General features: G+C 70.0%; 19 protein-coding genes. 9 read left to right on the plus strand and 10 right to left on the minus strand.

Features of this window, described 5'->3' with window-relative positions; all coding sequences use genetic code 11:
- Nucleotides 1–8: 8 nt before the first annotated feature.
- From WFG93_RS06360 to WFG93_RS06380, 5 genes are read left to right on the plus strand one after another with little or no spacing between them, the layout of a single operon-like run.
- Entirely contained in the window at nucleotides 9–449 is a 441-nt protein-coding gene (locus WFG93_RS06360; protein WP_336645476.1) for a helix-turn-helix transcriptional regulator, read from the plus strand.
- A gap of 10 nt (nucleotides 450–459) precedes the next feature.
- Nucleotides 460–873 (plus strand): VOC family protein, encoded by a 414-nt coding sequence (locus WFG93_RS06365; protein WP_336645477.1) that lies wholly within the window; start codon nucleotides 460–462, stop codon nucleotides 871–873.
- Nucleotides 874–923: 50 nt separating this feature from the next.
- Nucleotides 924–3,275, plus strand: a complete 2,352-nt coding sequence (locus WFG93_RS06370) for an excinuclease ABC subunit UvrA (protein WP_336645478.1) — start codon at nucleotides 924–926, stop codon at nucleotides 3,273–3,275.
- Complete coding sequence (locus tag WFG93_RS06375) at nucleotides 3,272–4,075, plus strand: class I SAM-dependent methyltransferase (protein ID WP_336645479.1); 804 nt, start codon at nucleotides 3,272–3,274, stop codon at nucleotides 4,073–4,075. The genes WFG93_RS06370 and WFG93_RS06375 overlap by 4 nt, the downstream gene beginning before the upstream one ends.
- A gap of 23 nt (nucleotides 4,076–4,098) precedes the next feature.
- On the plus strand, nucleotides 4,099–4,275 hold the full coding sequence (locus WFG93_RS06380; protein ID WP_336645480.1) for a hypothetical protein: 177 nt from the start codon (nucleotides 4,099–4,101) through the stop codon (nucleotides 4,273–4,275).
- Nucleotides 4,276–4,396: 121 nt separating this feature from the next.
- On the opposite strand, the gene WFG93_RS06385 is transcribed toward WFG93_RS06380, so the two are convergent.
- The 3 genes from WFG93_RS06385 to WFG93_RS06395 all read right to left on the minus strand — a co-directional run bounded on the left by WFG93_RS06385 (nucleotide 4,397) and on the right by WFG93_RS06395 (nucleotide 6,836).
- Nucleotides 4,397–5,011, minus strand: a complete 615-nt coding sequence (locus tag WFG93_RS06385) for an RES family NAD+ phosphorylase (protein WP_336645481.1) — start codon at nucleotides 5,009–5,011, stop codon at nucleotides 4,397–4,399.
- Entirely contained in the window at nucleotides 5,008–5,724 is a 717-nt protein-coding gene (locus WFG93_RS06390; protein ID WP_336645482.1) for a hypothetical protein, read from the minus strand. Before WFG93_RS06390 ends, WFG93_RS06385 begins: the two co-directional genes overlap by 4 nt.
- Before the next feature lie 878 nt (nucleotides 5,725–6,602).
- Nucleotides 6,603–6,836: a hypothetical protein gene (locus WFG93_RS06395; RefSeq protein WP_336645483.1), complete on the minus strand. Its 234-nt coding sequence runs from the start codon at nucleotides 6,834–6,836 to the stop codon at nucleotides 6,603–6,605.
- 199 nt (nucleotides 6,837–7,035) lie between these two features.
- Here WFG93_RS06395 and WFG93_RS06400 point away from each other — a divergent pair, with 199 nt between their 5' ends.
- The 3 genes from WFG93_RS06400 to WFG93_RS06410 are packed head-to-tail and all read left to right on the plus strand — an operon-like array spanning nucleotide 7,036 to nucleotide 11,770.
- Nucleotides 7,036–8,088, plus strand: coding sequence for a 3-oxoacyl-ACP synthase III (locus WFG93_RS06400; RefSeq protein WP_336645484.1), 1,053 nt, complete (start codon nucleotides 7,036–7,038; stop codon nucleotides 8,086–8,088).
- Between the two features lie 11 nt (nucleotides 8,089–8,099).
- Nucleotides 8,100–10,805 carry an alpha/beta fold hydrolase gene (locus WFG93_RS06405; protein WP_336645485.1) on the plus strand — a complete coding sequence of 902 codons (2,706 nt, stop codon included), beginning with the start codon at nucleotides 8,100–8,102 and terminating at the stop codon, nucleotides 10,803–10,805.
- The gene (locus WFG93_RS06410; RefSeq protein ID WP_336645486.1) at nucleotides 10,802–11,770 is read left to right on the plus strand and encodes an NAD-dependent epimerase/dehydratase family protein; all 969 of its coding nucleotides are present in this window, start codon (nucleotides 10,802–10,804) and stop codon (nucleotides 11,768–11,770) included. Before WFG93_RS06405 ends, WFG93_RS06410 begins: the two co-directional genes overlap by 4 nt.
- Here the strand turns inward: WFG93_RS06410 and WFG93_RS06415 are convergent.
- The gene (locus WFG93_RS06415; protein WP_336645487.1) at nucleotides 11,758–13,392 is read right to left on the minus strand and encodes a bifunctional phosphatase PAP2/diacylglycerol kinase family protein; all 1,635 of its coding nucleotides are present in this window, start codon (nucleotides 13,390–13,392) and stop codon (nucleotides 11,758–11,760) included. The genes WFG93_RS06410 and WFG93_RS06415 overlap by 13 nt on opposite strands.
- A 48-nt stretch (nucleotides 13,393–13,440) precedes the next feature.
- Nucleotides 13,441–14,421: an NAD-dependent epimerase/dehydratase family protein gene (locus WFG93_RS06420; RefSeq protein WP_336645488.1), complete on the minus strand. Its 981-nt coding sequence runs from the start codon at nucleotides 14,419–14,421 to the stop codon at nucleotides 13,441–13,443.
- A 144-nt stretch (nucleotides 14,422–14,565) separates the two neighbouring features.
- Between WFG93_RS06420 and WFG93_RS06425 the strand changes: the two genes are divergently transcribed.
- Nucleotides 14,566–15,816 (plus strand): MFS transporter, encoded by a 1,251-nt coding sequence (locus WFG93_RS06425; protein ID WP_336645710.1) that lies wholly within the window; start codon nucleotides 14,566–14,568, stop codon nucleotides 15,814–15,816.
- 37 nt (nucleotides 15,817–15,853) lie between these two features.
- On the opposite strand, the gene WFG93_RS06430 is transcribed toward WFG93_RS06425, so the two are convergent.
- The 5 genes from WFG93_RS06430 to WFG93_RS06450 are packed head-to-tail and all read right to left on the minus strand — an operon-like array spanning nucleotide 15,854 to nucleotide 20,460.
- Complete coding sequence (locus WFG93_RS06430; protein WP_336645489.1) at nucleotides 15,854–16,666, minus strand: arginase family protein; 813 nt, start codon at nucleotides 16,664–16,666, stop codon at nucleotides 15,854–15,856.
- On the minus strand, nucleotides 16,666–17,331 hold the full coding sequence (locus WFG93_RS06435) for a formylglycine-generating enzyme family protein (protein ID WP_336645490.1): 666 nt from the start codon (nucleotides 17,329–17,331) through the stop codon (nucleotides 16,666–16,668). Before WFG93_RS06435 ends, WFG93_RS06430 begins: the two co-directional genes overlap by 1 nt.
- 3 nt (nucleotides 17,332–17,334) lie before the next feature.
- Complete coding sequence (gene yczE / locus WFG93_RS06440; RefSeq protein WP_336645491.1) at nucleotides 17,335–17,940, minus strand: membrane protein YczE; 606 nt, start codon at nucleotides 17,938–17,940, stop codon at nucleotides 17,335–17,337.
- A gap of 50 nt (nucleotides 17,941–17,990) precedes the next feature.
- Entirely contained in the window at nucleotides 17,991–18,746 is a 756-nt protein-coding gene (locus WFG93_RS06445; RefSeq protein ID WP_336645492.1) for an SGNH/GDSL hydrolase family protein, read from the minus strand.
- A 40-nt stretch (nucleotides 18,747–18,786) separates the two neighbouring features.
- On the minus strand, nucleotides 18,787–20,460 hold the full coding sequence (locus WFG93_RS06450; RefSeq protein WP_336645493.1) for a DUF885 domain-containing protein: 1,674 nt from the start codon (nucleotides 20,458–20,460) through the stop codon (nucleotides 18,787–18,789).
- Nucleotides 20,461–20,498 lie beyond the last annotated feature (38 nt).

The following is a 20,498-nucleotide window of genomic DNA, read 5'->3' on the forward strand; positions in this document are numbered from 1 at the left end:
ATCGGTGTGTGGCCGGAGTGGACGACGAGCAGTATCGGCTCGACGAGCTGGTGAGGCTGCGCCGGGTACGCGATCGGATCGACCGCGAGTACGCGCTTGCACTGGACGTCGAGACTCTCGCGCATGGCGAGCACATGTCGGCCGGGCACCTCAGCCGGCGCTTCCGCCAGGTGTTCGGGGAGTCGCCGTACTCCTACCTCATGACTCGGCGCATCGAGCGGGCGATGGCGCTCCTGCGTCGCGGGGACGTGAGCGTCACCGAAGCGTGCTTCGCCGTCGGGTTCTCGTCACTGGGGACGTTCAGCACGCGCTTTCGTGAGCTGGTGGGAGTCTCGCCCAGCGGCTACCGCCGCGACCCCGGGCTGGGGCCCGGGATCCCCTCGTGGCTCGAGAAGCAGGCCACCAGACCGATCAGGAATCGAGAAGCGCGTCCGAGGCGCGGTGAGTAGCGTCGCAGCCATGGACATCACGATCAGCGTCAGCTTCCTCCCGCACGTCGACCCCGAGGCCTCGCTGGCCTTCTACCGCGACGTGCTCGGCTTCGAGGTGCGCAAGGACGTCGGCTACGACGACATGCGCTGGATCACCGTCGGGCCGCCGAACCAGCCCGACACCGCCATCGTGCTCACCCCGCCCGCGGTGGATCCCGGCATCACCGAGGACGAGCGCCGGACGATCCTCGAACTGATGGCGAAGGGCAGCTGGGGTGGAGTGGTGCTGACCACCGATGATGTGGATGCCGCCTTCGCCGAGATCGAGGCCAGGGGAGCGGACGTGGTGCAGGAGCCCATCGATCAGCCCTACGGCGTGCGCGACTGCGCATTCCGCGATCCGGCCGGTAACTTCGTCCGCATCGATCAGGCCGCCGCGTGACGGCATCCGGGCATCCCGTCGTCATCGACCCACGCAGCTGAAGGAGCACCGTGTCGCAGAGCCATCCCGCCGACAACCACGACGTCATCCGCGTGGAGGGCGCGCGCGAGAACAACCTCAAGGACGTCTCGGTCATCCTGCCCAAGCGCCGTCTGACCGTCTTCACCGGCGTGTCGGGATCGGGTAAGAGCTCACTGGTCTTCGACACCATCGCGGCGGAGTCTCGCCGAATGATCGATGAGACCTACAGCGCGTTCGTGCAGGGGTTCATGCCCTCCGTGCCCCGGCCCGACGTGGATGTGCTGGAGGGGCTGACGACGGCCATCATCGTCGATCAGGAGCGGCTGGGCGCGAACCCGCGATCGACGGTGGGCACGGTAACGGATGCCAACGCGATGCTGCGCATCCTCTTCGCCAAGTTCGGCGACCCGCACATCGGCGGCCCGACCGCCTTCTCGTTCAACATTCCGACCCAGAAGGCCAGCGGGGTCATGACGGGCCCGAAGGGCGAGAAGAAGATCGTCAAGGACGCCGTCTACCTCGGCGGCATGTGCCCGCGGTGCGAGGGCAGGGGAGTGGTGTCGGACATCGACCTGAGCCGGGTCGTCGACGAGTCGAAGTCGCTCGACGAGGGCGCCATCATGGTGCCCGGGTACACGGCGGATGGCTGGATGGTGAAGGGCTTCTCGCAGTCGGGGTTCTATCCCGCCGACAAGCCCATCTCGTCGTTCACCGAGAAGCAGCGGCACATGTTCCTCTACGGAGAGGTCACGAAGGTCAAGATCTCGGGCATCAACATGACCTACGAGGGCCTGATCCCGAAGATCACGAAGTCGATGCTCTCGAAGGACCTCGACGCGCTGCAGCCGCACATCCGCGCGTTCGTGGAGCGCGTCGCGACGTTCCAGACCTGCCCGGAGTGCGACGGGACGCGGCTCACCGAGGGGGCGCGATCTTCGAAGATCGACGGGCGCAGCATCGCCGACGTGTGCCGCATGCAGATCACCGACCTCGCCGAGTGGGTGCGGGCGCTGCAGTTGCCGGGCGCCGGGCCGTTGCTGGACGGTCTGCGGGCGAACCTCGACGCATTCGTCTCGCTGGGGCTGGGGTATCTCAGCCTCGAGCGTCCGTCGGGCACGGTGAGCGGGGGAGAGGCGCAGCGGATCAAGCTGCTGCGGCACCTCGGCTCATCGCTCACCGACGTCACGTACGTCTTCGATGAGCCGACGATCGGACTGCATCCGCACGACATCCAGCGGATGAACGCGCTGCTGCTGCAGCTGCGCGACAAGGGCAACACTGTGCTCGTCGTCGAGCACAAGCCCGAGACGATCGCGATCGCCGATCGCATCGTCGATCTCGGCCCGGGAGCCGGCAGCGGCGGGGGCGAGATCTGCTTCGAGGGGACGCTCGACGAGCTCACCGCCAGCGACACGCTCACCGGTCGCCACCTGCACGACCGCGTCGCGCTGGAGGATGCCGTGCGCGAGCGAACCGGGGTCATCGAGGTGCGCGGAGCCGACACGAACAACCTCCATGATGTCGACGTGGATGTGCCGACCGGGGTGCTCACCGTGGTCACGGGCGTCGCCGGGTCGGGCAAGAGCTCACTCGTGCACGGTTCGATCGCGCCGCGCGAGGGCGTCGTCGCGATCGATCAGACGGCGATCAAAGGGTCGCGGCGCAGCAATCCCGCGACCTACACCGGCCTGCTCGAGCCGATCCGCAAGGCGTTCGCCAAGGCCAATGGGGTGAAGCCGGCGCTGTTCAGTGCCAACAGCGAGGGCGCCTGCCCGACGTGCAAGGGGTCAGGGGTCATCGTCACCGAGCTCGGCTTCATGGACACGATCGAGACGCCCTGCGAGGACTGCGGGGGCAAGCGCTTCCAGCCGGCGGTGCTGGAGTACCGGCTGGGCGGGCTCGACATCACCCAGGTGCTCGATCTGCCCGTCGCCGAGGCGCTGACGTTCTTCGCGGCACCGGAGACGAGGATCCCTGCCGCCGTGTCGATCCTGTCGCGCATGGCGGACGTCGGACTGGGGTACCTGACGCTCGGTCAGCCGCTGACGACGCTGTCGGGCGGTGAGCGCCAGCGGCTGAAGCTCGCCATCCAGATGGGGGAGACGGCCGACGTGTACGTGCTCGACGAGCCGACCACCGGTCTGCACCTCGCCGACGTCGAGAACCTGCTGGGTCTGCTGGACCGACTGGTGGATGCCGGCCGGACGGTGATCGTCATCGAGCACCATCAGGCCGTCATGGCCCGTGCGGACTGGATCATCGACATCGGACCGGGTGCCGGTCACGACGGCGGTCGCGTCGTCTTCGAGGGGACGCCCGCCGAGCTGGTGCGGTCGAAGTCGACGCTGACGGGGGAGCACCTCGCGGAGTACGTCGCATGACGCAGCAGGAAGCCATCGACGCGCGTATCCAGTCGTACTACGCCGAGGTGTTCGACGAGCACGCGCGCTTGACGACGCGTTCCCCACAAGGCCCGGTGGAGTTCCTGCGCACGCAGGAGATCGTGCGCGCGCGTCTCGCGCCCGGTCGCGTGGTCGACATCGGCGGCGGCTCGGGAATCCACGCACGGGCACTGCAGCGCGACGGCTTCGACGTGCAGATGATCGACCCGGTGCCCCGGCACGTCGAGCAGGCCCGGTCGGACGGTCTGCACGCGCAGGTCGCGGATGCTCGCGAGGTGCCGTTCCCGGATGACGTGTTCGACGGTGCTCTGATGCTCGGACCGCTCTACCATCTGTCCTCCCGCGACGACCGGCTGCAGGCGCTGCGGGAAGCGGCTCGGGTCGTCGCACCAGGCGGTTTCGTCTTCGCCGCCGGACTGTCCCGTTACATCGCCTTCGGCATGGCCACTCTCGGGCGGCCCGTGCCCGAGCCGTACCCGGCGGAGTGGACGGCACTGACCGCGCACGGCACACCGCCGGCGGGCCTGCGGTTTCCTGCTGGCCATTTCCACACTGCGGAAGAACTGGGGGAGGAGGTGAGCGCAGCCGGGCTGCGGCTGCTGGAGGTCGTGGGCGTGGAAGGGCCCGCCGGCGGGCTGTTGGAATCCGTGGCCGGCGCCAGCGCTGAGCTCATCGACGCGTCGCTCACGGTGGCGCGCGCCGCGGCATCCGTTCCGGGCATCCGCGACATGAGCGCGCATCTCATCGCCGTGGCGCAGGTGGACGCACGTAGGGTGTGATCATCCGAACGGAAGGATCAGCCATGAATGACGACGAGCACACGGGCGACGAGCCGGCGCCGGCGCACGTTCCCGCGCCGGGCGAGGCGAGCGTTCCGGAGATCGAGCAAGACGAGACGATTGCACCGCGCCCCGAGGAGGAGATCGCCGACGTGCTGCGTGCAGAACCGGACACCGCGGACCACACCCGAAGCAAATAAGCCGAGAATGCACCTTAGGTCAGCTTGTAAAGCTACATCCTTCACTCCGTGCATGTTCTACGCGATTCACCCTCATATGCGAGCGAAATCGCTCATACCCGGACTTCGTCCGCGCGAAGGGTTACTCGATGACAATCATCCCTCGCGAGGAGGGAAGAGCCACAATCCATCCGAGCTGTTCACACGCTTCGGTGCCGCTGAGGTGCATTGTCTCTGCGTATCCTGCCTCAGCGTCGGGAGCGCCGGCGTCCCCGAAGAGCGCGTACGCACTGGCCTCACCGGTTGTGAAGGCACTGGCGTAGAAGACGCCGTCGAAGCCGGACTCATCGAAAGCGGCCGCCCACGCCTGGGGGACCGTGTAGTCATGCATGGTGACCAGTTCTCGAACGATGTCGTGGCGGGCGGCTTCGGTGTGGCTGACGGCGGCGCACCGATGGGGAAGTGGTGCGCTAGCTCTGGAGACGACGAACTCCGACGCGAACACGGGGTCCACCATCCCGGTCTGGCTCACATGCTCGCGAACGCGCTCTCGCACCGCAGTGTCCACTGTCGTCGCCGTGCAGCAGCTTCCCCGGTGCCCGCGCAGATTGAACCTGCCGGCGGTTCCGTTGTCGAACCACCACGCGCTTCGGGTGGACCCATGGGCCCGATACACCTCCTGCCCGGCGCGTACGGTGGAGTCCGGGAACTGCGACAGATCGAGGTGGGGCGCTGGCGGGTGTTGGACTGCGCTCATGCGGCCCAGACCGCCGCGTCATGCTGCGCGTCGCGGACGACGTCGTCGACGTGCCCGCTGATGAGGCGCTCGATGTTGCGGGGGAGAGGGTCACCGTTCTCGTCCATGATGGTGGCGTTGAGCCACTGTGCCCAGGTCCACGTGCTGTTCGTACCGCCGCTGAGCGCGCGGAGGACTCGGCCGAGACCGGGCACGACAGCGCCGGCGTGCACCTGGAAGGCGGGGTAGAGGTTCACGCCGTCAGAAGTCGTCACCCGCAGCAGACGGTTCTCGCCGACCGCGCGGGACACTGCCGCGCGCGTGATTCCGAGCTCACGTTGCAGGGCACCGCTCGTATAGCAGGGGCCGACGATGTCAGACCAGGGGTTCTGGGCGAGGGGAAGGCGGGCGACTATGTCGCGGGCCAATTCTTTGAGGGGCCCGAGCGCCATGAGGTTCGCACCACTGGCAGCCTGCCGAAGTAACTGAGACGTGACCTCCTCGCCGATCTTGCGAGCAGCTTGTTCCTGCTGCTGCTGGCTGGAGTGCCCCGGATAGAGGGTGATCATGTCCCCCTTGTCCACGTTCCCGGTAGTAAAGCCCGCCCTTCTCAGGATCTCCACAGCCGAATCGACGTCTCCGCCCGCTTCCTCAAGTGCCCTCTTCGTCTCGACCATTCCGGTGCCGAGTTGCTCGCGCAGAGATTGAACGTCCGCGCCGCTGAAGTTAGCCATGCGTAGCGCCTCCTCTTCCTGAGGGCGGAGTAGGTGAGTTCACAGCTTCCACGCCTACTGAGACCAGTCTGCGCCGGGATGTCAACCATGTCAACCACTTGTTTGAATCAAGCGGGGGAGTGCTCCCAGGGAAGCAGGGCCAGCTGGGGGACGAATGCCGGCTTGCCGTCCACGTGTGCGATGGTGCGACCAGGCAGAGGTACGTCAGCGCCGATGCTCGCTGGGATTCGGAGGAAGCGTTGCTCACCGCCGGATATCCCGCCGACGTGATCGCGGATCGACTCGAAGTCCACCCACCGCTGTCCGCTGCCCTCATCGTTGCGGGTCTACGCCCTGTGCGCCTGAGCGAAGCCGCCTCGGATGAGCACCACTACCCGCCATGAGCGACCTCTCCGTCGTCGGATTTCTGCCCCCATTTCTTCACCCTGCCGGCGACATCCAGAGTCCACGGGGCAGCAGGTGGGCCCCTGAGGTGCGACACGGCCGTCGAATAGGGCGTGGGGCATGCAGCTCATTCCTGCCAGCGCGTCCAACTGGGCGAGCACTCTGACTTCGACGCTGGAGAGGCGCTAACCGGCTACGCCTTATGTGCGACGGTCAAAGCGCTTCGTCAGGGGTCATGTCGAGGCGGTACAGCTAGTTGACGGAAACGAAGATGCTCTCGCGGTCGCTCTGGCGAGCACGGCTCGAACCCAGCGCCCGAGGTGACTCCTCGTTCCAGTAAGGCTCGCAGCTACAATCCTGCGCCCGCCCTAGGCCCGACGAACTAGACCTCCATCGACTGGCTCTAGCGACGCCGATAAGGTCATGGTTGCATCTAACGCGACTCCAGGCAGACTATACGCCGATAATGTACATTATGTCAGCACACAAGAAGACTATTCGCACGATCTGCAGATAGTCCTCTCCTGCGCGGCGTTGACGATCTCGCGCACAACGGCCGCTGTCGCGACCGTCTCCACTACCAGCGCCTCGACACGTCGCTGCACTGCACCGATCCGCGCCAGGACGAGCCACCGCTCGGCGTCGGTCAGATCGGCCAGCCTGTCGCCGCACAGCAGCAGGTTCAGGTCGGCGGCGAGCCGATCCAGGGCTGCTGCCGTGTCGTCCATACCCTTCATTTGAACACGGGGTATCGGCATTGCGACGGGCCGACATGATACTCCCACTCCCCTATGCGGACAACGATTTCAACTGCATCCTTCTTCGCGCCTACCATTTCCCTTATGCGCTCTCCGTCCTCCTCCGCACGCCCGCCCCTTCCGCAGGCGAGGATGAGCGGCGTGGAGATCGAGACCCGGGTGGCCACCCGTGCGTGAGCGCAGGAAGGGCGACGGGGCGACGACGGGCAACGCCACCTCGCGGTTCTCGAACGTCTCACTGCTGTCCGTCGCCAGCACGCTGCCCAGCCGTGTGACGACGTCCGAAGACATCGAGACGCGCCTGGCATCCGCCCTCTCGCGCCTCAAGCTGCCCGGCGGTCTGCTGCAGCGCGTCGCCGGAGTGCTCGAGCGCCGCAACTGGGCGCCCGGCGAATCCTCCGACGACGCCGCGGAGTCCGCCGGTCGGCGCGCCCTTGCCGAAGCCGGAGTCTCGCCCGGCCAGGTCGGCCTGCTCGTCAACACCTCGGTGACCCGCAAGCACCTCGAGCCCTCCGTCGCGGTGCGGCTGCACCACGGACTGGGACTGCCCAGCTCGGCGATCAACTTCGACATCACCAATGCGTGCCTGGGCTTCGTGAGCGGCATGAACCTCGCCGCGAACATGATCGAGTCCGGGCAGATCGACTACGCGGTGGTCATCAACGGCGAGGATGCCGACGAGATCCAGGTGAACACCATCGAGCGTCTGCTGCGCGAGGACGCCGACCGCGACGGTTTCATGAGCGAGTTCGCCTCCCTCACGCTCGGCTCCGGAGCCGCGGCCGCTGTGCTGGGACGCGCAGACGAGCATCCCGGCGGGCACCGGATCCTCGGCGGGGTCACCCGCGCCGCGACCCAGTTCCACGGCCTGTGCGTGGGCAGCGTGGATGGCATGTTCACCGACGCCAAGGCGCTGCTCAAGGGCGGTCTGGATTTGGTGGTCTCGGCGTGGAAGGAAGCGTCAGCCGAGTGGAACTGGTCCTCGATGGACCGGTACATCACCCACCAGGTCTCGTCCGTGCACACGAACGCGATCATCAAGGCCGCCCGGCTGGACCGCGGCCGTGTCCCGGTCACCTTCCCCCGATTCGGCAACGTCGGCCCGGCATCCATCCCCATCACCCTCGTCGAGGAGCAGGCCACTCTCGCGAAGGGCGACCGGGTCCTGCTGATGGGCGTGGGTTCCGGCTTGAACACCGCCATGATGGAGATCGCGTGGTGACAGTCGCTCGGATGGCGCGGGCAGCCCATCCCCCTGTGGACCTGCCCGGGCTGCCCTCCGAGCTCAGCCGCATCCTCAGCGTTCCCGGCCGCGGGGTCGACACGGGGCTGCAACGCGAATGGCATTACCTCGACACCGGCGCGGCCCTCGAGAGTCTCGGCCTCTCCCCCGTCGGCACCGTCCTGGCGGTGCACGGGAACCCGACGTGGTCGTACCTCTGGCGCGATCTGCTGACGGCATCCATCCGCGCGGCCGAAGCCGGTGCTGCTCCATGGCGCGTGATCGCCGTCGATCAGCTGGAAATGGGCTTCTCCGAGCGCACCGGCGTGCATCGCCCGCTCGCCCAGCGCGTCGAGGATCTCGCCGGGTTCACCGCCGCGCTCGGCCTTCGCGGCCCTGTCGTGAGCCTGGGCCACGACTGGGGCGGAGTGGTCTCACTCGGCTGGGCGGTCGAGCACGCCACCGAGCTCGCGGGGATCATGTTGCTGAACACCGCCATCCATCACCCGGATGGCACGCCGATCCCCGCCCCGCTGCGACTGGCGGGTCTGCGCGGCGTCCTCGCCGGATCGACCCGGCACACGACCGCGTTCCTCGACACCACGCTCGCCCTCGCCCGACCCGCGCTCGACCCGTCGGTCAAGAGCGCCTACCGCGCCCCGTACCGTGCTAGCGCTCGTCGCGCAGGAATCGCGGGCTTCGTCGCCGACATCCCGGCGGACTCCCGCCACCAGAGCCGGACTGCGCTGGATGCCATCGCCGCACGTGTCGCGCAGCTCGAGGTACCGGCGCTGCTGCTGTGGGGACCGCAGGATCCGATCTTCACGGACCGCTACCTCGACGATCTGTGCGACCGCCTCCCCCACGCCGAGGTGCACCGGTTCGAGGGCGCCGGGCATCTTCTCGCCGAAGACCGGCCCTATGCCGACGCGATACTGACATGGCTCGCGGAGCACCGCACCCCGCTGCTCGCATCCGCCGCCGCCGCACCGGGTGACGGCACGGCGGAGCAGTCCGCCGCCGCCGACCGGCCCCTCGCGGCCGCGGCCTTTGACGCCGACTACCGCCCACTCTGGGACCGGCTCGAACAGCTGCGCGACGACGACAGTGCAGCGGTCATCGACATGGGCCGCAGCGGCCGGGCCGCGAGACGGGTGAGCTGGCGCCGGCTGGATGACCGCGTCCGCCGCATCGCGGCGGGGCTGACCCGCATCGGCGTGCGGAAGGGCGACCGGATCTCGCTGCTCGTCCCACCCGGGCCGACCCTGACCGCAGTCCTCTACGCGTGCTTGCGCATCGGCGCGGTGGTGGTCGTCGCCGACGCCGGGCTCGGCATCCGCGGACTCACGCGCGCCGTGCGCGGCAGCTGGCCCGATGTGATCATCGGCGAAGTGCCGGGACTGCTCGCGGCTCGCGCACTCGGCTGGCCAGGCATCCGCATCTCCGCAGCGCGCCTGCCGAGGGCCGCGCGCGCCGCGCTCGGCACCTCGTACAGCCTGGTTGAGATCGCCGAGCTCGGCGCCGATCGCGCCCTCCCGGCGCCCCCGGAACCGGATGACGCGGCCGCCGTGCTCTTCACCTCGGGATCCACCGGCCCGGCGAAGGGCGTCGTCTACCGCCACCGGCAGCTTTCCGCATTGCGCGACATCCTCGCCGCGCACTTCGAGGTGACCGCGGAGTCCGGACTGGTGACGGGGTTCGCGCCGTTCGCGCTGCTGGGGCCGGCACTGGGCACTCTGTCGGTCACGCCCGACATGGACGTCTCCTCTCCACGCACGCTCACCGCACGTGCTGTCGCCGCCGCGGTGCGCGAAGCGTCCGGGCGCATCGTCTTCCTCTCCCCCGCCGCGATCCTCAACGTCGTCGCGACCGCGGACGAGCTGAGCGCGGATGACCGGAAGGCGCTTCGCCGGGTGCGCACGTTCCTGTCCACCGGCGCACCGGTGGGCCCCGAGCTGCTCGCCGCCGCCGCAGAGCTGATGCCGAACGCGACGGCGCACACCCCGTACGGCATGACCGAGTGTTTGCTCGTGACGGACATCACCCTCGCCGGCATCCGCGCGGCCGCCGCCGCACCCGACGCCGGAGTGTGCGTGGGCACGCCGATCGGCCACAACCGCGTCCTCATCAGCGGCCTTGACGCCGACGGTGACGCGACCGGCGCGCTCAGCGCTGAACCCGGAGTGCTCGGCGAGATCGTCGTGTCGGCCCCCCACCTCAAGGACCACTACGACCGCCTGTGGCTCACCGACCGGGCGTCTCTGCGTGAGACGGGCTCGGGGACGGATGCCACTGCCGCCGGCGTCGAGCGCTGGCATCGCACCGGCGACGTGGGCCATCTCGACGACCAGGGCCGGCTGTGGGTGGAGGGCCGCCTGCCGCACGTGCTCGTCACCGACTCCGGTCCTCTCGCGCCGGTGGGCGCTGAGCAGGAGATCGAGCGGCTGGCAGAGGTCCGCCGTGCCGCGCTGGTCGGGGTCGGACCCTCGGGCCTGCAGCAGGCCGTCGCGGTCGTGGAGACCGGATCGGCTCGACCGGGGCTGGCCTCCCCCGAGCTGTCGGCCGCCGTGCGCGCCAGCACCTCGCAGCCTCTCGCCGCGGTGCTGAGCGTGCCCCGGCTTCCGACGGACATCCGCCACAACTCCAAGATCGACCGGACTCGACTCTCTGAGTGGGCCGAGCGGCTGCTTGCGGGTGAGAGGCCCACGACACCATGAGCGTGCTCATCACCGGAGCGTCCGGTTTTCTCGGTCGTGCCGTCGCGGGCGAACTCGTGGCCGCCGGCCACCACGTGCGCAGCCTGCAGCGCCGCGCCTCGCGCGTGGACGGCGTTGAAGACGTCCTCGGCTCGATCACGGATGCCCCACTCCTGGCCCGCGCGCTCGAGGGCGCCGACGCCGTGGTGCACCTCGCCGCGAAGGTCTCACTGGCCGGCGCTCCGGCCGAGTTCCACGCGGTGAACGTCGAGGGCACCCGGGTCCTGCTGGACGCCGCGGAGCAGGCGGGCGTCCGCCGATTCGTGCACGTCTCCTCCCCCTCCGTCGCCCACGCGGGCGCTGCGCTGGTGGGGGTGGGCGCAGAGCCCGCCTCACCCGAACACGCGCGAGGCGAGTACGCGCGCACCAAGGCGGAGGCCGAACTGCTCGCCCTCGCCCGCGATTCCGCTCGGATGCCGGTCGTGGCCGTCCGTCCGCACCTGGTCTGGGGGCCCGGTGACACCCAGCTCGTCGCGCGCATCGTCGAACGCGCGCGGGCCGGCCGTCTGCCGCTGCTGAATCATGGCACCGCGCTCATCGACAGCACGTACATCGACAACGCCGCGTCAGGCATCGTCGCCGCGCTCGACCATGCGGACACCGCTCACGGGGCGGCGTACGTGCTGACGAACGGCGAACCGCGACCGGTGGGCGAGCTGCTGGCCGGGATCTGCCTGGCCGGCGGCGTGCGGCCACCCGGCTGGAGCGTCCCCGCGTGGCTCGGCAGGGCGGCGGGTTCGATCGTGGAGGGCGCCTGGCGGCTGCGGCCGGGACGGGATGAACCGCCGATGACGCGGTTCCTCGCCGAGCAGCTCTCCACCGCACACTGGTTCGATCAGCGTGAGACGCGTCGCGCGCTCTCCTGGTCGCCCTCGGTCTCGCTGGACGAGGGACTGGCGCGCCTCGCGGCGAGCTACGCGCGCTGACCGGTCACGGAGTGCGCGGTGCGCAGGCCGTAGACGTCCAGGCCACCGCGCACGATACGGACCGTGGCCAGAGCCGGGCGCCCGTCGTCGGAGGCTGTCGTCACCTCGCCGTCGTGCGCGATGCTCACGCTCTCGCCGATGCTCGATCGCGCCTCGATGCGCACCTCCTCGGCAGTGAACGCCTCGATCGTGGCAAGGGTGACCTGCCCGGGGAAGCGATCCAGCACTGCGGAGGCCCGCATCCCGAACGCCAGCGCCACCAGACCGCGCACACGGGGCATCCGTCCATGCGCATGCAGGACCCGCACGTCGAGCACGCCGTCGTCCAGGCGGCGACGCTGCAGCGGCACCATGGACGCCGACGAGTTCTCGCCGGCCGCCACGGCGACCGACCAGACGCTCGCCGGACGCCCGTTCACGACGACGTCGATCTTCTTCGCGCGCGCGAGCACGCGGACCGCGGCGATGACGGCCGCGACCGGCTTGCCCAGCGCCGGCTCCATGTCCTCGCGGACAGCGACGAACTCGGGGTAGACGCCGACCGAGGCGACGTTCGTCACGGTGACCGGCCCGGGCGCACCTGGCCCTGTGCCCTGCACGTCGTCAGGGTTCGTGAGGTGCAGCTCTGCGACGTCCACGCGCTTGCCCGAGCCCGTGCGCAGCGCCTCGACAGCATCCTCGAGGGTCGCCGCCCCGACCGTGCGCGCGAAGTGGTTGAACGTGCCACCGGGGAAGATCAGCAGCGGCACCCCTGACCGCCGCGCCGCGTCCGCCGCGGTCGCGACCGAGCCGTCGCCGCCCCACACTCCGATCACCCGGGGAGGGTCGGCGGCGTTGAGGGCGTCGTCGACCAGTACGGCGATCTCCTCCCCTTCCTCGAGTGAGTGCACCCGCGCCCGTGGCAGGGCGTCGCCGAGGAACGCGACCGGCTCCGGCCGCAGCGGGTCGATGCCCGAGGAGGGGTTGACGAAGATCAACGCGCCCGCTCCGTCGGCGAGGGCGGGCAGTGCGACGGCCGGCGCGGCGTGCTCCGGTTCGCGCTCCGGCGCCGCGGGCACCAGCATCCGGCCGACCAGCGCGACCACGGAGCCGAGCGCCACGCCGCCCAGCACATCCGACAGCCAGTGCGCTCCGGTGTGCAGGCGCGAGTACGCGACCGCCGCGCCGAGCGGCGTCAGCGCCGCGCCGGTGCGCCCGGACTCGAGCGCCACGCCGGTCACGAAGGCGGCGGCGGATGCGGAATGCCCGGAGGGGAAGGATGCCGAGGTGGGCGTGCGCTTCAGCCGGCGCGGCGCCGGCACGTCCTTGAGCAGCGGCCGGTCGCCGCCGAAGACTCGCTTGCCGACGAGGTTCGCGAGCACGCTGCCGACGATCAGCGATGCGACACCCCGCACTGCTGCACGCCGCCTCCGCCCGCCCAGCGCGTAGAGCACAGCGGCGATCGTGAACCAGAGGCGGCTGCGGTCGGCGCGATGCGAGAGCCGGGCCAGCGCGCCGTCGAGCTCGGGCAGGTGCCGGTGGCCGTTGACCGCGCGCGCGGCGCGGGCGTCGAGGCGACGCACCCAGCGCGGCAGCAGCCGCACACGTCGCAGCGCGATCGATGGGGGTGCGGGCACTCTCATGTGCTGAGAGTAGCGCTGCCCGCCGGTCTCAGGAACGGAGCAGTGGCGTCACGAATCCAGCAGTGGCGTCTGCGTGTGCAGCCGGTCGTGGTCGATCAGCCAGCGCACCGCCTCGAGGACGGCGGCCTCCGGCTCGTAGCGGGGGGCGTAGCCGATCCGGCTCCGTGCCTTCTCGATCGTGAAGACCTGGCTGCGGTGCAGGTGGCTCCAGCTGACATCCGCGTGCTCGGGCGACGTGATCTCGCGGAAGCGCTCCCAGCCGACACTGTGCATCTTCGCCTCCTGCCCGAACCACCCCGCGGCGATCTCGATGTACCCGCGGACGCTGAGCGCTGTCGGCGCGACGATATTGAAGTCCTCCCCCGCCGCGGTCTCACGGTGGTGCAGGGCGCCCTCGAACGCCTGGGCGACGTCATCCGCGTGCACGTGATGGAGCATCTCCGCACCGCTGCCGGGGATCGGGATGCTGCGGCCGGCCGACAGCGCGCTCCACAGCGACGGGTCGAGGTTGCCGAGCGGGCCGATCGGCTGCCAGCCCGGGCCGACGATGTGGCCGGGATGCAGGGAGGTCGTGACGAGTCCCCCAGCCGCGGTCTCCTCCTTCAGCAGCGCGGCGATGCGCGCCTTCTGGACCCCGTACTCGTCGCACGGGTCGTCGGCGGCATCCGACCCTTCCGCGATCGGCAGCTTGCGGCTCGGCCCGTACCGCCACACCGATCCGCAGTGCAGCAGGTGCCCGACCTCGCCGCGCAGCGCTTCGACGAGCGCGGCGGCGGACCGTGCGGTGAAGCAGATCAGATCGATGACGGCATCCGGCCGCGCAGCGAGGACGGTGCGCCCGAACCGGCCCTCGGCGTCTTCGGCCGCCCGGTCGACGACGACCTCCTGCACCTGCTGCCACTCCGCTCCCGCGGTGTACGGGTCGGCCACTCCCCTGCTGAACGAGACCACCTCGTGGCCGGCGCGGACAAGACGCGGGATGAGGAACGAGCCGATGTGCCCGGTGCCTCCGATGACGGCGATTCTCATGCATCGAACCTACGCGGTCGGCGCAGCCGGCGGGCGGTGCCCGTGCCCAGGGAGTAGCGTTGATCCGTGACCGCCGCCGCCCTCCCCCGCTCCGCTCCGGGCTGGCGCGCGTGGGTCGTGTGGGGCGTCGCGGTGGCTGCGTACATGCTCGCCATCACGAACCGCAGCTCGTTGAGCGCGGTGGGCGTCGACGCCGCCGAGCGGTTCCAGGCGGATGCCGCCACGCTGTCGCTCTTCGCCGTCGTGCAGCTCGCGGTGTACGGCGGACTGCAGATCCCCATCGGTGTGCTGCTGGACAGGTACGGTTCCCGGCCCATCATGGTGATCGGGATGCTGCTGATGGCTGTCGGCCAGTTCGTCATGGCCGTCTCGCCCAGCATCGGGGTGGCGCTCCTCGCCCGTGTGCTGCTGGGCGGCGGCGACGCGGCGATCTTCCCCGCCGTGCTGCGCCTGGTCGCCACCTGGTTTCCCGCGCAGCGAGGGCCGGTCATGGGCCAGATGACGGGTCTGGTCGGTCAGACCGGGCAGCTGGCCGCGCTGCTGCCGCTGGCGGCGCTGCTGCACTCGACGAGCTGGACGATCACGTTCAGCAGCATCGCCGGGCTCGGTCTGCTGTTCGCGATCCTGGTGTGGGCGGTCGTGCGCAACCATCCCCCCGAGCGCAGCGCCGACGTCACGGTGAACACCGAGACCGGCGTGGTGCAGGTGATCACCTCGGCGATCGACACCGGCGTGGGCATCCGCGCCGCGTGGGCGCACCCGGGCACCCGCCTGGCCTTCTGGTCGCATTTCACGACGCCGTTCGCGAGCACCGCCTTCCTGCTGCTGTGGGGCATGCCGTTTCTCACAGCCGGTCAGGGGCTCGCGCCGGCGGCCGCCGCCGGCATCCTCTCGCTCAATGTGGTCGTGAGCATGGCGCTGAGCCCGGTGCTGGGGATGCTGTCCCGGCGCATCCCCACCCGGCGCTCGCTGGCGCTCGTGCTGCCCAGCGTCGGCGTGCAGGTGATCGCGTGGAGCGCGGTGATCCTCTGGCCCGGTCCCGCCCCCATCTGGCTGCTCAGCATCCTCGTCATCTGCCTCGCCGCGGGCGGTCCGGCATCGATGGTCGCCTTCGACCACGCCCGGTCGCACAACCCCGCGCATCGGCTGAGCACGGCGACCGGCGTGACGAACTCGGGCGGCTTCCTCGCGGCTCTGACGGCCATCTTCCTCATCGGGCTCACCCTCGATCTGCAGGGAGCGGGGACACCTCAGACGTACTCCCTCGACGCGTTCCGCTGGGCGTTCGCCACGCAGCTGCCGCTGTGGGCGCTCGGTGCGGGCTTCATCATCCACGAGCGCAAGAGCACCCGCATCCGGATGGGTCTCGACCCGGAGCGCAGACGCCGCCGCTGACGGTGGTGCGGCGCGCCGGTGCTTCAGCCGAGCGACGTCAGAGGCGCAGTGCCTGGAAGGTCTGCACGATCAGCTCGACGCTCACCCGCGCGGGCACCTCGGCGTCGCCGTCCTCGAACTCCGCCAGCTCCACCCCGCGCACCTGCTGCGTGGGCAGGGCGGCGAAGATGGCCGCGATCTGATGCGGCAGCAGCCCGTGCTGCACACGGTAGGCGGCGGGGATGTAACCCGGCTCCAGCACGTCCCAGTCCACGTGGATCCACACGTCACGCCCACCGACGAGCTCGGCGACCCGGGCGGGTGTGCTCTGCGCGGGCGGCAGCACCGTCACCCCGTGCCGGTCCAGGAGCTCCTGCTCGGCCGGATCGATGTCGCGTCCGCCCACGATGATCACCTGCCGCGGATCGAGACCTGCGCCGTGCCCGCTGTCCCACAACCCGCACGCCGCGGCGACGACCATGCCGCCGAGATAGCCCGACTCGGTCGTCTGCGGAGTGTTGAAGTCGCCGTGCGCGTCGATCCACAGCACGACGGCATCGGGAAAGCGCTCGGCGACCGCGGGCAGTGTGCCCAGGCTCGCACCGCAGGTGTTGGTCGCCAGCACCGGCAGGGCTCCCCGCGAAAGGACGTCGTCGAGTCCGGCCCGCAGCCCCGCGAGGGTCTCGCGAGCCGCCGGCAGGCTCTCGGACCAGTCATCGAGGCGGGCAGAGGAGGGGGTGCCGACGATGCGCGGCTGGACGCCCAACAGCTCGCTGAGCGCCCGGGCGACCTTCCGTGCGCCGGGCAGCGCGCCGTCGGTGCGGTCGCCGACGCGTCCCTGCGAGACGATCAACTCGATCGGTCCTGCCATCATGCTCTCCCTGCTGCTGCTGCTGTTGCGCCGCGCGCGAGCCGCATGCCCACGTCGTCGTGGTGCGAACGCGGGTCAGCGCCGCGACGCACCGAGGCGCGCACATCCCACGCGCCATCGGCGAATCCGCCGCCGCGGAACACGCGGTGGTCGTTCCGCTCGGGATCGACGAGGTCCCAGCACCACTCCCAGACGTTGCCGAGCGTGTCGAAGAGCCCGTGCAGATTGGGCAGCTTCATGCCCACGTCCTGCGGGTGCGCGACGCCGTCCAGCGCCGTCCAGGCGACATCCGGCAGCGGGCCGTAGTGCGGTCCGGTCGCGCCGGCGCGGCACGCGTACTCCCATTCCGCCTCGGACGGCAGCCGGTATCCGTCGCTGTCCACGTGCCAGGTGACGTCCTCGCCGTCGACGGAATATGCGGGGTCGAGTCCCTCCCACTCCGAGGCGGCGTTGCAGAAGCGGATGGCGCGGTACCAGCTGAGTTCGCGTGCAGGACGACGCGGATGCTGCGCGGGCACGCCGATCACCTCGGCGAGCTGCTCCTCGGTCACCGCGAAGACGCCGATCTCGAACGACTCGAGGTGCACCGTGCGGTGCGTGTCGCTTCCGCCGTCACGCAGTGTGACAGCGCCTGCGGGCAGTCGGCGCAGCTCCCAGAGATCCATGACTCAGTCCTCCCTCGTCCGCGCGGGACGCAGTTCGATCGGCACGGCGAAGATCCGCAGGAAGAACTGGCACAGCGGGCCGACCAGCAGTGCGAACAGCACCGTGCCGACGCCGACGAGGCCGCCCAGCGCCCAGCCGATCACGACGACGGTGACCTCCAGGCAGGTGCGCACCAGCCAGATCGGTCGCCCGAGCCGCTGGTGCAGACCAGTCATCAGGCCGTCCCTCGGGCCGGGGCCGAAGTGCGCACCGATGTACAGTCCGGTTGCGGCGGAGAGCACCATCAGACCGATCGCGAACAGCAGAATCTGCTGCCAGAGCTGCTCGCCCTCGGGGATGAAGAGGAAGCCGACGTCGGCGGACGGTCCGACCGCGACGGCGTTCACCACGGTGCCGACGCCGAGTCGCTGGCGGATCGGGATCCACAGCAGCAGCACGATGCCGCTGACGATCGTCGTCACCACGCCGAAGCTCAGCGGCACGTGCCGGGTGATGCCCTGGGTGAGCACGTCCCACGGCGCTGCCCCGAGGGCGCTGCGTACGATGAAGGCGATGCCGATCCCGTAGAGGAACAGTCCGATCAGCAGCTGCGCGATTCGCCGTGGCATCCGGCGGCTCGATGTTCTTCGTCCCGCTCGCATCGCTGCGGGAGTGCCGCTCACTGCGGTCTCCGCTCAGCCCACTGCGCGTACTTCGCGCTCCGTCCGTCGCCCGACGAAGTGCGGGTGAGGCGTCGACGCACCCAGGGGCCGACGAACTCGCGGTAGTAGGCGAGGCCGGCCGGCCCAGTCGGCAGCTCCGTGCTCGGCGTCCACCACCGCGCGGGCGGCTCCACGCCGACCGCGCTCAGCACCCGCGCGGCCACTCGGTGATGGCCGTTCGCGTTCATGTGCAGGCGGTCCTGAGACCAGTACCTGGGCTGCGACAGCTCGGTGTCGGGCCAGTTCAGCGCGCGGATGACGTCGGGGCGGTCCTCGATGCGGCGCAGCACCGCCGCCGAGAGCGCGTCGCCGCGACGCTGGAACACCGGTCCCATCGGCAGCTGCGCGCTGGGGTTCGCCCCGGAGAGGACGATGAGGGTCACGCCCTCCTCATCGCAGCGGCGCAGCACGCGGCTGAACGCGTCCGCGATGTGCTCGATGTTCGCGTTCGGGCGGAGGATGTCGTTCCCACCGCCGTTGAACGACAGGTGGGTGGGCCCGAGCGCGAGGGCCGGCTCGAGCTGCTCCTCGACGATCGGCCAGATCAGCCGGCCGCGGATGGCGAGGTTCGCGTAGTGCACGGGTGTGTCGAGGGCGTCCGCCCAGCCCTGCGCAGCGAGATCCGCCCACCCGCGCACCGTGCCGTCGGGCAGCTCGTCGCCCACCCCCTCGGTGAAGGAGTCGCCGATCGCCACGAAACGCACAGCCGCCATCTCCTCAGCCTAAACGGGTGCGGTGCTGGCGCTGCACGGGCTACGGCAGCAGCGCCGTGCGCAGCGTGTCCAGACCGACGCCGCCGAGATCGAGCGCGCGCTTGTGGAAGTCCTTGAACGAGAAGGCGTCGCCCTGCTGGGTGCGCACCGCATCGCGGATCTGCTCCCAGATGCGCTGGCCGACCTTGTACGACGGAGCCTGCCCCGGCCAGCCGAGGTAGCGGTTCACCTCGAACTGGCGGAACTCGTCGGACATGTTCACGTGGCGGCGCATCTGCTCGAGTGCATAGTCGTGATCCCAGATCCCATCGCCCTCGAGCGTGGGCTTGCCGAGGTGCACGCCGATGTCGAGCACCACACGCAGCGCGCGCATGCGCTGTCCATCCAGCATGCCCAGCCGGTCGGCCGGATCGTCGAGGTAGCCGAGCTGCTCCATGAGGCGCTCGGCGTAGAGCGCCCATCCCTCGGCGTGGCCGGAGGTGCCGGCCAGCACGCGCCGCCATGTGTTCAGCTCCGCACGGTTGTACGTCGCCTGCGCGATCTGCAGGTGATGCCCCGGGACACCCTCGTGGTAGACCGTCGTGAGCTCGCGCCAGGTGTCGAACTCGGTGACGCCCTCGGGCACCGACCACCACATCCTGCCGGGACGGGAGAAATCGTCGGTCGGGCCGGTGTAGTAGATCCCGCCCTCCTGAGTGGGCGCGATCATGCACTCCAGCTCGCGGATCTGCTCGGGGATGTCGAAGTGGCTCGCGCCGAGCTCGGCGATCGCGCGATCGCTGGTCTGCTGCATCCACTCCTGCAGTGCGTCGGTGCCGTGCAGCCGACGCGACGGATCGGCCTCGAGGTGCGCGACCGCCTCTTCGACGCTTGCGCCGGGAAGAATCTCGCGGGCGATCGCCTCCTGCTCGGCGACCATCCGCTGCAGCTCCTCGCGTCCCCACTCGTAGGTCTCGTCGAGGTCGATCGTCGCGCCGAGGAAACGTCGCGAGTTCAGCGCGTACAGCTCGCGTCCGACGGCATCCTGCTCGCCGGCGACCGAGGCCAGCTCGTCGAGCAGGAAAGTACGCAGCGCGTCGTAGGCGACGCGGGCTGCCCCGGCGTGGTCGGCGATGTCACGAGCCAGGGATGCCGGCAGCTGACCCTCGGAGGGCGCGGCGTTCGCGGCGAGGGCGGCGAAGAAGCCCTGGTCGGCGCTGTATCGCGCGATCTGTGTGGCGACCTCGGTGACCTGCCGGCGCGCCGGTACGACTCCCTGCCGGATGCCCTCGTGGAGCGTCTCGGTGTACCCGCGCAGCGCCGCCGGCAGCGCGGCCAGCCGCTCGCAGACCTGCGTCCAGTCCTCGACGCTGTCGGTGGGCATGAGATCGAACGCCTGGCGGAAGTCCTGCGGCGCCGAGGCGATGACGTTCAGGTCGCGCAGGTGCCATTGCGCGTCATGCAGCTCGAGCTGCAGGCGCAGCTCTGCCGACAGGTCGGCCTTGGTCACCTGGTCGACCGCGTCCACTGGCTCGGCGGCATCCAGTCTGGCCAGCGCGTCGCGAGCTGCCGCGGCCGCGCGCTCGTGCCCTTCCGGGCTCAGGTCGTCGAGGCGACCGTTGGCCTCGTTGCGCCCGATGTAGGTCGCCAGAACGGGTGAGAGGTCGACCAGCGTGTCGACCCAGTCCTCGGCGATCCGGTCGACGGCGGAGGGGGTGCGCGGCTCAGAGCTCATGATCTCGAGCCTAGTGCGCGCGCCCGCCCCGCCATCGG

The sequence above is a fragment of the Microbacterium sp. USHLN186 genome (genome assembly GCF_037145155.1).
GTDB lineage: Bacteria > Actinomycetota > Actinomycetes > Actinomycetales > Microbacteriaceae > Microbacterium.

Excerpts from the sequence above, each read along its gene's own strand:
- WFG93_RS06375 (WP_336645479.1), top strand. The coding sequence starts at position 3,272 with ATGACGCAGCAGGAAGCCATCGACGCGCGTATCCAGTCGTACTACGCC.
- yczE (WP_336645491.1), bottom strand. The coding sequence starts at position 17,940 with ATGCCACGGCGAATCGCGCAGCTGCTGATCGGACTGTTCCTCTACGGG.
- WFG93_RS06410 (WP_336645486.1), top strand. The coding sequence starts at position 10,802 with ATGAGCGTGCTCATCACCGGAGCGTCCGGTTTTCTCGGTCGTGCCGTC.
- WFG93_RS06395 (WP_336645483.1), bottom strand. The coding sequence starts at position 6,836 with ATGGACGACACGGCAGCAGCCCTGGATCGGCTCGCCGCCGACCTGAAC.
- WFG93_RS06450 (WP_336645493.1), bottom strand. The coding sequence starts at position 20,460 with ATGAGCTCTGAGCCGCGCACCCCCTCCGCCGTCGACCGGATCGCCGAG.
- WFG93_RS06425 (WP_336645710.1), top strand. The coding sequence starts at position 14,566 with ATGCTCGCCATCACGAACCGCAGCTCGTTGAGCGCGGTGGGCGTCGAC.
- WFG93_RS06445 (WP_336645492.1), bottom strand. The coding sequence starts at position 18,746 with ATGGCGGCTGTGCGTTTCGTGGCGATCGGCGACTCCTTCACCGAGGGG.
- WFG93_RS06430 (WP_336645489.1), bottom strand. The coding sequence starts at position 16,666 with ATGGCAGGACCGATCGAGTTGATCGTCTCGCAGGGACGCGTCGGCGAC.
- WFG93_RS06365 (WP_336645477.1), top strand. The coding sequence starts at position 460 with ATGGACATCACGATCAGCGTCAGCTTCCTCCCGCACGTCGACCCCGAG.
- WFG93_RS06380 (WP_336645480.1), top strand. The coding sequence starts at position 4,099 with ATGAATGACGACGAGCACACGGGCGACGAGCCGGCGCCGGCGCACGTT.
- WFG93_RS06420 (WP_336645488.1), bottom strand. The coding sequence starts at position 14,421 with ATGAGAATCGCCGTCATCGGAGGCACCGGGCACATCGGCTCGTTCCTC.
- WFG93_RS06385 (WP_336645481.1), bottom strand. The coding sequence starts at position 5,011 with ATGAGCGCAGTCCAACACCCGCCAGCGCCCCACCTCGATCTGTCGCAG.
- WFG93_RS06435 (WP_336645490.1), bottom strand. The coding sequence starts at position 17,331 with ATGGATCTCTGGGAGCTGCGCCGACTGCCCGCAGGCGCTGTCACACTG.
- WFG93_RS06415 (WP_336645487.1), bottom strand. The coding sequence starts at position 13,392 with ATGAGAGTGCCCGCACCCCCATCGATCGCGCTGCGACGTGTGCGGCTG.
- WFG93_RS06390 (WP_336645482.1), bottom strand. The coding sequence starts at position 5,724 with ATGGCTAACTTCAGCGGCGCGGACGTTCAATCTCTGCGCGAGCAACTC.
- WFG93_RS06405 (WP_336645485.1), top strand. The coding sequence starts at position 8,100 with ATGGCGCGGGCAGCCCATCCCCCTGTGGACCTGCCCGGGCTGCCCTCC.